Here is a 12,596-nt window from a genome sequence, read left to right on the forward strand (position 1 = left end):
TTGGCCTGAAGGCAAAAGTTTGAACGCAAGACTCGGAGTGTCGCCTTCCATCACTGCGGCTAACGTACAGTCCAGTGAACCGTCAGAGAGCCGCCGAAATGAGCCCCCAGCCGAGTAATCCGTCCACCCAACCCGTTGAGCTCGACCCGCGCTGGAACGCCGTGGTGTCCCGGGACGTCAGCGCCGACGGGCAGTTCGTCTACGGCGTGCGCACGACGGGGGTGTACTGCCGCCCGAGCAGCAGCGCACGCTTGCCACGCCCGGAAAACGTGGTGTTCTTTGACAGTCCCACCGAGGCCGAAGCCGCTGGGTTTCGCCCCAGCAAACGCGCCGCCGCCGACCGCACCGGCCTGGCTGAGCAGCACACCGCCGTGGTCGCTGGCGCCTGTCGTCTGATCGCCGACGCAGAGTTGTTGCCGACCCTCGCCGAGCTCGCTGCCCACGCGTCCATGAGCCCCTGGCATTTCCACCGCGTCTTCAAAGCCGTCACCGGCCTGACGCCCAAGGGCTACGCCAACGCCCACCGCGCCGACAAGGTACGCCACAAACTGACCGACAGCGGGCGTATCACCGACGCCCTGTACGATGCCGGTTTCAATTCCAACAGCCGTTTCTACGAGGCCAGCGCCGGACTGCTGGGCATGAGCCCCACCGACTACCGCAAGGGCGGCGCGGCGCTGGAGATCCGTTTTGCCGTCGGCGAGTGCTTTCTCGGTGCGATTCTGGTGGCCCGGAGCCCCCGGGGCGTGTGCGCCATTCTGCTCGGCGATGACCCCAATCGACTGGTGCAAGACCTGCAGGATCAGTTCCACAGCGCCACGCTGATCGGCGGCGACGCGGAGTTCGAGCGGCTCATGGCTGAGGTGGTGGGGTTTATCGAGGCGCCGAGGCTGGGCCTGAACCTGCCGCTGGATTTGCAGGGCACCGCTTTTCAGCAGCGGGTCTGGCAGGCCCTGGCGCAAATCCCGCCGGGCACGACCGCCAGCTATGCGCAGATCGCCCAACGGATCGGTGCGCCGACCGCCAGCCGCGCGGTCGCCTTGGCCTGCGGGGCAAACCGCATTGCCGTGGCGATTCCCTGCCATCGTGTGGTGCGCAGCGATGGCGCGTTGTCGGGCTATCGTTGGGGGGTGGAGCGCAAGCAGGCGTTGCTCACTCGTGAGGGTAAAGAAACGGAATCACAGTATTCACGCTGAGCTGTTTTGATCGGTTTCAGCCCAGCTCAAACGTCAGTTTCGCTGCTTTCGTAATGCTATCGATCCTCGCGGGTGTGCCACAGACGCAGCAAATAGATTGTGGAATTCGCTATCTCGTAGCGCATCTCGTAACAGCCGATCTGGATTCTGCGCACATCCCTCGGCTCAAATTCTTCCAAGCGTTCGCCTATGCGTGGGTTGGCGAGTAACGTAGTCGGTGCTGTCGTGAGTTGCTGCACGGTTCGTGCGGCGGCTGGCTGATTGACCGCTGCAAGAAACTCATACAGTCGGGCAATGTCGGAAAGCGCTTTGCTCGTCCACTTCAATTCCATCAGCGCGGGACCGGCAACGGCGTGTCGGTGCCAAGGCTATCAGCCCAGGCCTGAACGGCTTGGTGATCAATTACCCGGCCAGCATCAACGTCAGCCAATGCCTCGCGAGTCAGGCGACTCCGCTCTTCTTCCTGATCTATCCAGGCGGAAAGAGCCTGTTTGACGATCCAGTTTTTGGAGCGTTCCAGACGCTCTGCCATCAAATCGACTTTCTGTGCCAACGCCTCAGGAACGTGAGCCGTCACTGATCGGGTCTTTGCGGGGTTTGCCATGATGGGAGGCTCCTGACTAAAGAGTGATTCAAAGTTAATCATAGTGAGTCATTAAAAGTCGTCAAGAGTAGAGTCAGGTGTCGGAATGCGCTGTACGCCATCCACTAGAAGCTTCCCGGCTAAAGCCGGTCCTACCACTGAAGCCGGGCATGCAAACGCCGGTAACAGCTTCTCGCTTGAGAAACCCTGACAGCGGCGTAAGGTCCCTGCACCGGATCTCACAAGGAGCATGGACGTGCCTTCGACTCTTCAAGCAGCGATAACCGACAACGCCCCCTCATTCTGGTTGATCGCCGACCAGCTCAATGCACGCAACGAAACCGAACGACTTGACTACATCCGCTCGGGCTTCCCGCCCGGCTGGGTCAAGGTGCTGCGCAATGCCTTCCGCCTCAGCAACAGTCAGCTCGAAGCCTTGCTGGCGACCTCGGTCTCGACCCTGGAACGCCGCCAGCGTCAGCAACGGCCTCTGGACATCGTCGGCTCCGAGCGCCTCGATCGGGTTGCGGCCCTCGCCACCCACGCCGCCGAACTCTTCGAAGACCAGAACACCGCCCGCCGCTGGATGGTTGCCTCCAACCGCGCACTCAACGGCCAGACACCCATCGCCCTCTGCGAAACCGAGATCGGCGCGCGCCAGGCACGCCGCGTGCTCAGCGCACTGCAGCATGGCGGGGTCGTCTGATGCAGGCCTGGAGGATCAGCAAGGACAGTGCCGCGAACGATCTGTCCGGCCTGGGCGCCGCGCAGTTCGGCGGGCGCTGGAATCACGCCGACCAGCCTGCCATTTACCTCGCGCTGAGCGCGTCAGGCTGCGCCCTGGACACGCTCATTCAATGTGCGAGCCTTCCGCAGCCGGGTTTCCAGCTCGTTCACCTGCAGTTGCCGGATGACCCGGGGCTGTATTGGCAACCGGCGCTGACTCAGTTACCTCCGGGTTGGGACGTCACACCGGCGGACCGCCCCAGCATGGATTTCGGCAGCGCCTGGCTGGAGCGGCGCGAGCAACTTGGTCTGATCGTGCCGTCCGCGACCATCACCCATACGCGCAACCTGCTGCTCAATCCTCGGCACCCCGCCATGGCGCAGGTCAGGGTGCTCGAGGTGCGCCCCTTCACCTGCGGCTGATCAGCGCTGGGTATCGACCACGATGCGCCCGCGCACCTGACCGTTCATGAGCCGGTGCGCGGTCTCAATCACCTCACCCAAGCCGATCTCGCGGCTGATCAGCGGCAGCAGCGACACATCAAGATCCCGGGCCAGACGCGCCCAGGCGTCGATGCGGTCCTGGCGCGGGCGCATGACGCTGTCGATGCCTGCGAGGGTCACGCCGCGCAGAATGAAGGGCGCCACCGACGCCGGAAAGTCCATCCCCTGGGCCAGACCGCAGGTCGCCACCGTGCCCCAATAGCGGGTGCTGGCGCAGGTGTTGGCGAGGGTGTGGCTGCCCACCGAATCGATCGCCCCGGCCCAGCGCTCCTTCGCCAACGGGCGGCCGGGCTCGGCAAGGGTGGCGCGGTCGATGATTTCTGCGGCGCCGAGAGAGGTCAGGTAATCGCTCTCGCTCAAGCGGCCGGTAGAGGCCACGACGCGATAACCGAGTTTTGCCAGCAGCGCGATGGCGAAACTGCCGACACCGCCGTTGGCGCCAGTCACCAGCACATCGCCCTTGTCCGGCGTCACGCCGTTTTTCTCCAGCGCCATGATCGCCAGCATCGCCGTATAGCCCGCCGTGCCGATGGCCATGGCCTGTGCCGGCGTGAAGCCGCTTGGCAGCGGGATCAGCCATTTGCCCTGCAAGCGCGCCCTCTGCGCCAGCCCGCCCCAGTGCCCTTCGCCGACGCCCCAGCCATTGAGCAGCACCTGATCGCCCGGCTTGAAGTCCGTGTCGCTGCTGTCCTCGACCGTGCCGGCCAGGTCCACCCCGGGCACCATCGGAAACTGCCGCACGATCGGCCCTTTGCCGGTGAGCGCCAGGCCATCCTTATAATTCAGTGTGCTGTGACTGACGCGCACGGTGACGTCGCCTTCGGGCAACTGACTGTCGTCGATGTCCGTCAGCTCGGCGCGGTAGCCGTTGTCGTCTTTATTGATCAGGATGCCTTTTAACATGCCGCACACTCCTATTTAGACCGCTCGTCTATAACCAGGACCGAAGACATCAGCGCGGCAATCCGCGCAGAAATCCGATGATGAAGGTATTGAGCGGCTGCTCGTTCTGCACCAGTCGAGCCCGCAGCACGGCGCCCTCCCAGCCGATCCAGAAATACGCCGCCAGCTCTGAGCAATCGGTGCGTGCCGGCAGTTCGCACGCTGCAATCGCCGCCTTGAAGCACACCGTCAGGCGCGCCTGCCAATCGAGAAAAACCTTTTCCAGCGCCTCGCGGAAACCGGCTGGCAGGACGCTCACTTCCTGGCCCATGTTGCCCACCAGGCAGCCCCGCCGAAAATCGTGGCGGGCGATATTGACCTTCGATTCCTGAACGAAGCCGGCCAGCCGTTCCAGCGGCGAGAGCGATTCATCCAGCAGCCAGCGGTCCAGGCGCCGGGCGAAATAGCCGGCGTAGCTGTCGAGCACTGCGAGGCCGAACACCTCTTTGCTGGCGAAGTAATGATAGAAGGAGCCTTTGGGCACACCGACCCGCTTGAGGATGCCGTCGATGCCCGTGGCCATGAAGCCCTGCTCGGTCAGTACCTCAACGCCGCAGCGGATCAGCGCCTCGCGGGTGTCGAAGTCGTCAGGGCGTGCCACTTTGGGAGGGCGGCCGGGGCGTCTGGGTTTTGCAATGATGTCGTTCATGGGGTTGCATATTAGACCGAGCGTCTATTAAATCAACCGCAACTTTTCAAATGCTGCTTTTTAACAGCCTTTTCGCTATGGAGACTCTGCCGATGATCGCCTGGCCCGACACCCGCCTGCTCAAACTGCTGGACATCGAACTGCCCATCCTGCAAGCGCCCATGGCCGGTGCATCCGGCTCGGCGATGGCCGTCGCGGTGGGCAAAGCCGGCGGCCTGCCCTCGCTGCCCTGCGCCATGCTCACCCGCGCGCAGATTAGAGAGGAAGTCGCGCGGATACGCGCGGGCACCCATGCGCCGCTCAACCTGAATTTCTTCTGCCACTCGGCCCCGCCCGCCGACCCGCAGGCCGATGCAGACTGGAAACACCTGCTCAAGCCCTACTACGACGAACTGGGCGCCGACTTCGATGCGCCAACGCCCATGTCCAACCGGGCACCCTTCGACGAGGCCGCTTGCGCGCTGGTGGAGGAATTGAAACCTGAGGTGGTCAGCTTCCATTTCGGCCTGCCCGATCCCGCCTTGCTGGCGCGGGTAAAGGCCACCGGTGCGAAGGTGCTCTCCTCGGCGACCACCGTGGAAGAAGCCGTGTGGCTTGAGGCACGGGGTTGCGACGCGATCATCGCCATGGGCTACGAGGCTGGCGGGCATCGCGGGATGTTCCTCAGCGATCAGTTGCACACTCAGGTCGGCACGATGGCGCTGGTGCCGCAGATCGTCGATGCCGTGACGATTCCGGTCATCGCGGCCGGCGGCATTGCCGACAGTCGCGGGATCGCCGCCGCGTTCATGCTTGGCGCCTCCGCCGTGCTAGTGGGCACCGCCTACTTGTTCACCCCGGAAGCCAAGACTTCGGCGCTGCATCAGGCGGCACTGAGCCGCGCCCAGGACAGTCACACCGCCATCACCAATATCTTCACCGGCCGCCCGGCCCGGGGCATCGTCAACCGCATCATGAAAGAGATCGGACCCATGGCCGCTGCCGCGCCGGCCTTCCCCACCGCGGGCGGCGCACTGATGCCCCTGCGCAGCAAAGCCGAAGCCCGTGGCGACGACGGCTTCATGAATCTTTGGGCGGGTCAGGCGGTGGGCATCAAGCACTCGCTGTCCGCAGAAGAACTCACCCGGACGCTGGCCATCGGCGCCCTTGAGCGGCTGGCCGGGCGCTGAGCCGGTGATATAGACGTCGATTTAAAACGGAGCACGGCACGATCCCGCTTCCGCGCGGAGGAGACTCGCTATATATTTCGCTGCATAGCGTTTGACCGGCGTCCGGTTGGCGTTCCTCCTCATTCCGTTTGCTAGCCCGGAGCCTGTACATGCGCGCAGTTTCAAACCGCTTCACCGTCACCGCCCTGGTCATCGCCTGTGCCGCGCTGTCATCGGGCACAGCGTTCGCCGATGAGGTCCAAGTGGCCGTTGCCGCCAACTTCACGGCGCCGATCCAGGCCATCGCCCAGGACTTCGAAAAAGACACCGGTCACAAGTTGGTCGCTTCTTTCGGCGCGACCGGCCAGTTCTACACCCAGATCAAAAATGGCGCGCCGTTCGAATTGTTTCTCGCCGCCGATGACGCCACGCCCGCCAAACTTGAGAGCGAAAACGAGACGGTGAAAGGCTCGCGCTTTACCTACGCGGTGGGCACTTTGGCGCTGTGGTCGGCCAAAGACGGGTATGTGGACGACAAGGGTCAAGTGCTCAAGAACGGCAAATTCGAACACCTGTCCATTGCCAACCCGAAAGCCGCGCCCTATGGCCTCGCTGCCACCCAGACCCTGGACAAACTGGGCCTGACCGACGCAACCAAAAGCAAGGTCGTCGAAGGCCAGAGCATCGCCCAGGCCTATCAGTTCGTGCAGACCGGCAACGCCGAGCTGGGTTTCGTCGCCCTCTCCCAGGTGTTCAAGGACGGCAAGCTGACCGGTGGCTCGGCGTGGATCGTGCCGGCCAATCTGCATGAGCCGATCAAGCAGGACGCGGTGATCCTCAACAAGGGCAAAGACAACGCCGCCGCCAAGGCGCTGATGGACTACCTCAAAGGCCCGAAAGCCGCCGCCATCATCAAATCCTACGGGTACCAGCTGTAAATGCTGCTGGGCAGTGCCGACCTCGCGGCCATCTGGCTGACGCTGAAACTGGCGTCCCTGACCACCGTGATTCTGCTGATCGTCGGCACGCCCATCGCGCTGTGGTTGTCGCGCACCCGCTCTTGGCTGAAAGGCCCCATCGGCGCGGTCGTGGCCCTGCCTCTGGTGCTGCCACCCACGGTGATCGGCTTTTATCTGCTGCTGTTGCTTGGGCCGAACGGAGCGGTCGGGCAACTGACCCAGAGCCTGGGGCTTGGTACGCTGACCTTCAGTTTCAGCGGGTTGGTGATCGGCTCGGTGCTGTATTCCCTGCCGTTCGTGGTGCAGCCCTTGCAGAACGCCTTCGTCGCCATCGGTCCTCGCCCCCTTGAAGTGGCGGCCACGCTGCGCGCTAGTCCCTGGGACACGTTCTTCTCAGTGATTCTGCCGCTGGCGCGCCCCGGCTTTATCACCGGGGCGATTCTGGGTTTCGCCCACACCGTGGGTGAGTTTGGCGTGGTCCTGATGATCGGCGGCAACATCCCGGAGAGAACCCGCGTCGTGTCCACGCAGATCTACAACCACGTCGAAGCGATGGAATACGCCCAGGCCCATTGGCTGGCCGGGGCGATGCTGGTGTTTTCCTTTGTGGTGCTGCTGGTGCTGTATTCCAGCGGCAAGGCGCGTTCGGCGTGGAGCGGCGCATGAGTGCGAAGATTGAAGTGCGGCTGCAGGTGAATTACGCCGAGTTCGTTCTCGACGTCGACCTCCACTTGCCCGGTCGCGGCGTCTCGGCGTTGTATGGCCATTCCGGCTCCGGCAAAACCACCTGCCTGCGTTGCATCGCCGGGCTGGAAAAGGCGGCCGACGGCTATATCCGCGTCAACGGCGAGGTCTGGCAGGACAGCGCCAACAACATCTTTCTGCCCCCGCACAAACGTCCATTGGGCTACGTGTTTCAGGAAGCCAGCCTTTTTCCGCACCTCGACGTCGAGGGCAATCTGCGCTTTGGCCTCAAGCGCATCCCCGAGCGCGACAGGCGTATTACGTTGCAGCAGGCGACCTCGCTGCTGGGCATCGATCATTTGCTCCAGCGCGCGCCCGATAGGCTGTCCGGCGGCGAGCGTCAACGGGTCGGGATCGCCCGCGCGTTGCTGACCAGCCCGCGCCTGCTGCTGATGGACGAACCCCTGGCGGCGCTGGATGCGCAACGCAAAAGCGAAATCCTGCCGTACCTAGAGCGCCTCCACGACGAGCTGGATATTCCGGTGATTTACGTGAGTCACGCTCAGGATGAAGTGGCGCGTCTGGCTGATCATCTGGTGCTGCTCAGCGATGGGAAAGCGCTGGCCAGCGGCCCCATCGGCGAAACACTGGCGCGGCTGGATCTGCCGCTGGCGATGGGCGACGACGCGGGCGTGGTGATCGAGGGAAGCGTGCAGGCGTACGATGCGGCCTATCAACTCATCACCGTCCGTTTGCCGCGCAGCGAACTGAGTATCCGCGTCGCCCATTCCGCGTTGCTGCCCGGCAAACCCCTGCGCCTCAAGGTGCAGGCGCGGGACGTGAGCCTGAGCCTGCAACCCGACGCTCAAAGCAGCATCCTCAATCGCCTGCCGGTGACCGTCATCGAAGAGATCGCCGCCGACAACACCGCCCATGTGCTGGTCCGCCTCGATGCCGACGGCTCGCCGCTGCTGGCGCGGATCACCCGCTACTCCAGGGATCAGCTGCAGCTGGCGCCTGGGCAACGACTGTGGGCGCAGATCAAATCAGTCGCGCTGCTGGCGTAGGCGAGCAATCACCCGTCCGATTCATCAGGTATGCAATTAGTCGGCACGACTGCGCAGCGCCACGGTCAATGCAAAAAGACCCGCATTCAGGACTGCCTTTCATGCCGGACACAATCCACAGCGAAGACCTGCCCAAAGATCTGCATTACGTCGACGACAGCCAGCCCGGATTTACCCGCAAGATTCTGCGCGGCAAGTTCGCCTACTTCGACACCGACGGCCAGCGCATCCGCGACGAGAACGTGATCAAACGCATCAACGCGCTGGTGATCCCACCGGCATACACCGACGTGTGGATCTGTGCCGACCGCCAGGGCCATCTGCAAGCGACAGGCCGTGACGCTCGCGGACGCAAGCAGTACCGCTACCACCCGCGCTGGCGCGAGATTCGTGACGAGAACAAATACTCGCGGATGATTGCCTTCGGCCAGGCGTTGCCCAAGGTGCGCAAGCAGCTGGAAACGCAGCTGGCCAAACCCGGCATGGGCCGCGAGAAGGTCATGGCGGCGGTGCTGTCGTTGCTCGACCAGACGCTGATCCGCATCGGCAACAGCCAGTACGCCCGGGACAACCGCTCCTACGGCCTGACCACGCTGCGCAACAAACACGTCGACGTGAAGGGCAGCAAGATCTACTTCGAGTTTCGTGGCAAGAGCGGCGTCGAGCACCGGCTCAGCGTCACTGACCGGCGCTTGGCGAACATCATCAAGCGCTGCATGGAATTGCCCGGCCAGAACCTGTTCCAGTACCTGGATGACGACGGCCAGCGGCATACCGTGTCCTCCCACGACATCAACCAGTACTTGCACACCCTCACCGGCGCCGATTTCACAGCCAAGGACTACCGCACCTGGGCCGGCAGCGCGATGGCACTGGCGACCCTGCGCAAGCTGCACTGGGAGCCGGAGGCAGACGCGAAGAAACACGTCGTGTCCATGGTCAAGGAGGTCGCGCGGCTGCTGGGCAATACCCCAGCGGTCTGCCGCAAGTGCTACATCCACCCGGCCGTGCTGGAAGCCTTCGCGATGGGCGAACTGTCCAAGCTGCCGCGCATCCGCCAGCGCAAGGGCCTGCGTCTGGAGGAAGTGGCGCTGGCCGGCTTCCTCCAGGGCCTGCAGGCCGCCGAGGTCATTCGTGAAGCATCCGAAGAACTGACAGGAGAAACAGCATGACCACCCACAGCGCGCATATCCCCGGCGAAAAACTCAACGACCCGGACGCACGCCCGGCTGACGTCGCCGATGACCGCGAGCGCACCGACGACGTGCGTGAAGACGAGCCGCTGACCGGCGGTGATCACGACGACGCCGGGCACACCCCCAAAGTGCCCCTCGCCGAGTAAACCGCTCCCGCTTTCCAGGATTCAAAGGCCTCACCCATGACCACACCGCCGCACCTGCCAGACGACGCCCGCCCTTCTTCCTTCACCGTCGACGCCGACCGCCCCGGATTCGTCCGGGTTCGCGGCGCCCGAGAGCACAACCTCAAGGACGTGGACGTCGACATCCCCCGCGACGCACTGGTGGTGTTCACCGGCGTGTCGGGGTCAGGCAAATCATCGCTGGCCTTCTCCACCCTCTACGCCGAAGCCCAACGCCGCTATTTCGAATCCGTCGCGCCCTACGCCCGACGCCTCATCGATCAGGTGGGCGTGCCCGACGTTGACTCCATTGAGGGCCTGCCCCCGGCCGTCGCGCTGCAGCAGCAACGAGGGACGCCGAGTACGCGCTCATCGGTCGGCAGCGTGACCACTCTGTCCAGCCTGATCCGCATGCTCTATTCCCGCGCCGGCACCTATCCGCCGGGGCAACCGATGCTCTATGCCGAAGACTTTTCGCCCAACCTGCCCCAGGGCGCCTGCCCCGAGTGTCACGGCCTGGGCCGGGTCTATGAGATTCCTGAAGAACTGATGGTCCCGGACGACTCTTTGACCATCCGCCAACGCGCGATCGCGGCATGGCCCCTGGCATGGGGCGGCCAGAACCAGCGGGACATCCTCGTCACCCTGGGTTACGACGTCGACACCCCGTGGCGCGACCTGCCGAAAAAGGATCGCGACTGGATTCTGTTCACTGATGAGCAGCCTAACGTGCCGGTCTACGGAGGGCTGACCCCGGAAGAAACCCGTCTGGCGATCAAGCGCAAACTCGAACCCAGTTATCAGGGCACCTTCACCGGTGCCCGCCGCTACGTGCAGCACACCTTTGCCACCACCCAGAGCGCGTTGATGAAAAAACGCGTGTCGCGTTTCATGCGCGGCAGCCCCTGCCCGTTGTGCGATGGCAAACGCCTGAAGCGCGAGGCCCTGTCGGTGACGTTTGCCGGCCTCGATATCGGCGAATTGGCGCAGATGCCGCTGCTGCGGCTGGCTGAAGTCTTGCGTCCAGTGGCTGCGGGCGTTTTTGAAAATGAAGATCGCGGCAGCGCTGTGCTGGATCGCGAGCAGATGGCCAAGGCGAAAAAGAAGCGGGTCACTGCAGGCGGTTCGGCCCACGACGCAGCCCCCGATGTGCGCGCGACACCGAACCTGTCTGTCGAGAAGCGCCTCGCCGCCCAACGCATCGCCCAGGACTTGCTGGCGCGGGTCAGCACCCTCACCGAACTGGGGCTCGGCTACCTGGCGCTGGATCGCAGCACGCCGTCGCTGTCATCCGGTGAACTGCAGCGCCTGCGCCTGGCGACGCAATTGGGCTCGCAACTGTTCGGCGTGATCTACGTGCTGGACGAGCCTTCTGCCGGCTTGCACCCGGCGGACAGCGAAGCGCTGTTCACGGCGTTGCAGCAGCTGAAGGCTTCCGGCAACTCGCTGTTCGTCGTCGAGCATGACCTGGAAACCATGCGCCGCGCCGACTGGCTGATCGACGTCGGCCCTGCTGCCGGCGAGCATGGCGGGCACGTGCTGTACAGCGGCCCTCCCGCAGGTTTGGCCGAGATCGAATCCTCGCAAACGGGCCGTCATCTGTTCGCCGAGCATTCCGCGCTGAGTTCGGCAAGAAGACAGCCGACCGACTGGCTGCGCCTGGAAGGCATTACCCGCAACAACCTCAATTCACTGAGCGCTGAATTTCCGCTGGGCTGCTTCACCTCGGTGACCGGCATCTCCGGTTCGGGCAAATCCAGCCTCGTCAGCCAGGCATTGCTGGAGCTGGTGGGCGCCGAATTGGGACGCCCTGTTGCGGAGGCCGAGGCGGAAGAATCCAGCTTGGAAGACGATGCGCCGCAACCCACCGGCGGGCACATTGCGGGCGGAATGAGCGCGATCAAGCGGCTGGTGCAGGTTGACCAGAAACCCATCGGCCGCACCCCGCGTTCCAACCTGGCGACCTATACCGGCCTGTTCGACAACGTGCGCAAGCTGTTCGCCGCGACGCCCGACGCGCAGAAGGCCGGCTACGACGCCGGACAGTTCTCGTTCAACGTCGCCAAAGGCCGCTGCGCGGTGTGCGAGGGCGAAGGGTTTGTCAGCGTTGAATTGCTGTTCATGCCCAGCGTCTACGCGCCCTGCCCGACCTGCCATGGTGCGCGCTACAACCCGGACACCTTGGCGATCAAGTGGAATGGGTTGAGTATCGCCGACGTGTTGCAGCTGACGGTTGAACAGGCGGTGGATGTATTCGTCGATCAGCCAGGGGTTCTCCGCTCGCTGACGGTGCTGCGTGATATTGGTCTGGGCTATTTGCGTCTGGGTCAGCCTGCGACTGAGTTGTCCGGCGGTGAGGCTCAGCGCATCAAACTGGCGACGGAGCTACAGCGCAGTCAACGCGGCGCCACCTTGTATGTGCTCGATGAGCCGACCACGGGCCTGCACCCCACCGATGTGGATCGCCTGCTGACGCAGTTGAATGCGTTGGTGGATGCGGGGCACAGCGTGGTGGTGGTTGAGCATGAAATGCGAGTGGTGGCGCAGAGTGACTGGGTGATCGACATCGGCCCGGGCGCTGGGGACAAGGGCGGGAATGTTGTGGCGTGTGGGACGCCTGAGCAGGTTGCCGACGTGGAAGAGAGCCGGACGGCGCCGTTTTTGCGCAAGGTGTTGCGGGGCTGAGGAAGTTCGGTTACAGCGCTGAAACGAAACAGGCACTTGGGGCTGCCCCAAGTGCCTCTCGCTGGCGCTCATACACTCCGGGCTATTTGCTCC

The 12,596-nt window shown here is 63.8% G+C and carries 14 protein-coding genes; 10 read left to right on the forward strand and 4 right to left on the reverse strand.

Annotated features, from left to right (window positions below):
• The first annotated feature begins 98 nt into the window (after nt 1-98).
• Nucleotides 99-1,196: a bifunctional DNA-binding transcriptional regulator/O6-methylguanine-DNA methyltransferase Ada gene (gene ada / locus IFT99_RS09405; protein ID WP_192131826.1), complete on the forward strand. Its 1,098-nt coding sequence runs from the start codon at nt 99-101 to the stop codon at nt 1,194-1,196.
• A gap of 56 nt (nt 1,197-1,252) precedes the next feature.
• On the opposite strand, the gene IFT99_RS09410 is transcribed toward ada, so the two are convergent.
• Complete coding sequence (locus IFT99_RS09410; protein WP_065990514.1) at nt 1,253-1,528, reverse strand: type II toxin-antitoxin system RelE/ParE family toxin; 276 nt, start codon at nt 1,526-1,528, stop codon at nt 1,253-1,255.
• Nucleotides 1,528-1,800 carry a CopG family ribbon-helix-helix protein gene (locus tag IFT99_RS09415; protein WP_065990867.1) on the reverse strand — a complete coding sequence of 91 codons (273 nt, stop codon included), beginning with the start codon at nt 1,798-1,800 and terminating at the stop codon, nt 1,528-1,530. The genes IFT99_RS09410 and IFT99_RS09415 overlap by 1 nt, the downstream gene beginning before the upstream one ends.
• A 235-nt stretch (nt 1,801-2,035) precedes the next feature.
• On the opposite strand from IFT99_RS09415, the gene parS reads away from it, so the two are divergent.
• Together parS and IFT99_RS09425 are read left to right on the forward strand one after the other, a co-directional pair.
• The gene (gene parS / locus IFT99_RS09420) at nt 2,036-2,485 is read left to right on the forward strand and encodes a type II RES/Xre toxin-antitoxin system antitoxin (RefSeq protein WP_244160384.1); all 450 of its coding nucleotides are present in this window, start codon (nt 2,036-2,038) and stop codon (nt 2,483-2,485) included.
• Nucleotides 2,485-2,928, forward strand: coding sequence for an RES family NAD+ phosphorylase (locus tag IFT99_RS09425; RefSeq protein ID WP_192131828.1), 444 nt, complete (start codon nt 2,485-2,487; stop codon nt 2,926-2,928). Before parS ends, IFT99_RS09425 begins: the two co-directional genes overlap by 1 nt.
• On the opposite strand, the gene acuI is transcribed toward IFT99_RS09425, so the two are convergent.
• Together acuI and acuR are read right to left on the reverse strand one after the other, a co-directional pair.
• The gene (gene acuI / locus IFT99_RS09430; RefSeq protein ID WP_192131829.1) at nt 2,929-3,912 is read right to left on the reverse strand and encodes an acrylyl-CoA reductase (NADPH); all 984 of its coding nucleotides are present in this window, start codon (nt 3,910-3,912) and stop codon (nt 2,929-2,931) included.
• Between the two features lie 49 nt (nt 3,913-3,961).
• Nucleotides 3,962-4,600 carry an acrylate utilization transcriptional regulator AcuR gene (gene acuR / locus IFT99_RS09435; protein ID WP_192131831.1) on the reverse strand — a complete coding sequence of 213 codons (639 nt, stop codon included), beginning with the start codon at nt 4,598-4,600 and terminating at the stop codon, nt 3,962-3,964.
• A gap of 92 nt (nt 4,601-4,692) precedes the next feature.
• On the opposite strand from acuR, the gene IFT99_RS09440 reads away from it, so the two are divergent.
• From IFT99_RS09440 to IFT99_RS09470, 7 genes are all read left to right on the forward strand, one after another.
• Nucleotides 4,693-5,769 carry an NAD(P)H-dependent flavin oxidoreductase gene (locus IFT99_RS09440; protein WP_192131833.1) on the forward strand — a complete coding sequence of 359 codons (1,077 nt, stop codon included), beginning with the start codon at nt 4,693-4,695 and terminating at the stop codon, nt 5,767-5,769.
• Nucleotides 5,770-5,918: 149 nt separating this feature from the next.
• Nucleotides 5,919-6,686 (forward strand): molybdate ABC transporter substrate-binding protein, encoded by a 768-nt coding sequence (modA, locus tag IFT99_RS09445; RefSeq protein ID WP_192131835.1) that lies wholly within the window; start codon nt 5,919-5,921, stop codon nt 6,684-6,686.
• On the forward strand, nt 6,687-7,373 hold the full coding sequence (gene modB / locus IFT99_RS09450) for a molybdate ABC transporter permease subunit (protein ID WP_192131837.1): 687 nt from the start codon (nt 6,687-6,689) through the stop codon (nt 7,371-7,373).
• A complete protein-coding gene (gene modC, locus IFT99_RS09455) occupies nt 7,370-8,458 on the forward strand; it encodes a molybdenum ABC transporter ATP-binding protein (RefSeq protein WP_192131839.1) in 1,089 nt (362 codons plus the stop codon). Before modB ends, modC begins: the two co-directional genes overlap by 4 nt.
• Before the next feature lie 101 nt (nt 8,459-8,559).
• Entirely contained in the window at nt 8,560-9,630 is a 1,071-nt protein-coding gene (locus IFT99_RS09460; protein ID WP_192131841.1) for a DNA topoisomerase IB, read from the forward strand.
• On the forward strand, nt 9,627-9,800 hold the full coding sequence (locus IFT99_RS09465; RefSeq protein ID WP_192131843.1) for a hypothetical protein: 174 nt from the start codon (nt 9,627-9,629) through the stop codon (nt 9,798-9,800). The genes IFT99_RS09460 and IFT99_RS09465 overlap by 4 nt, the downstream gene beginning before the upstream one ends.
• A 36-nt stretch (nt 9,801-9,836) precedes the next feature.
• Nucleotides 9,837-12,503, forward strand: coding sequence for an excinuclease ABC subunit UvrA (locus IFT99_RS09470; RefSeq protein ID WP_192131845.1), 2,667 nt, complete (start codon nt 9,837-9,839; stop codon nt 12,501-12,503).
• Nucleotides 12,504-12,596: the final 93 nt, after the last annotated feature.

Origin of the sequence: Pseudomonas sp. CFBP 8772 (genome assembly GCF_014841665.1) — a bacterium.
In the GTDB taxonomy this organism is placed as follows: Bacteria; Pseudomonadota; Gammaproteobacteria; order Pseudomonadales; family Pseudomonadaceae; genus Aquipseudomonas; species Aquipseudomonas graminis_B.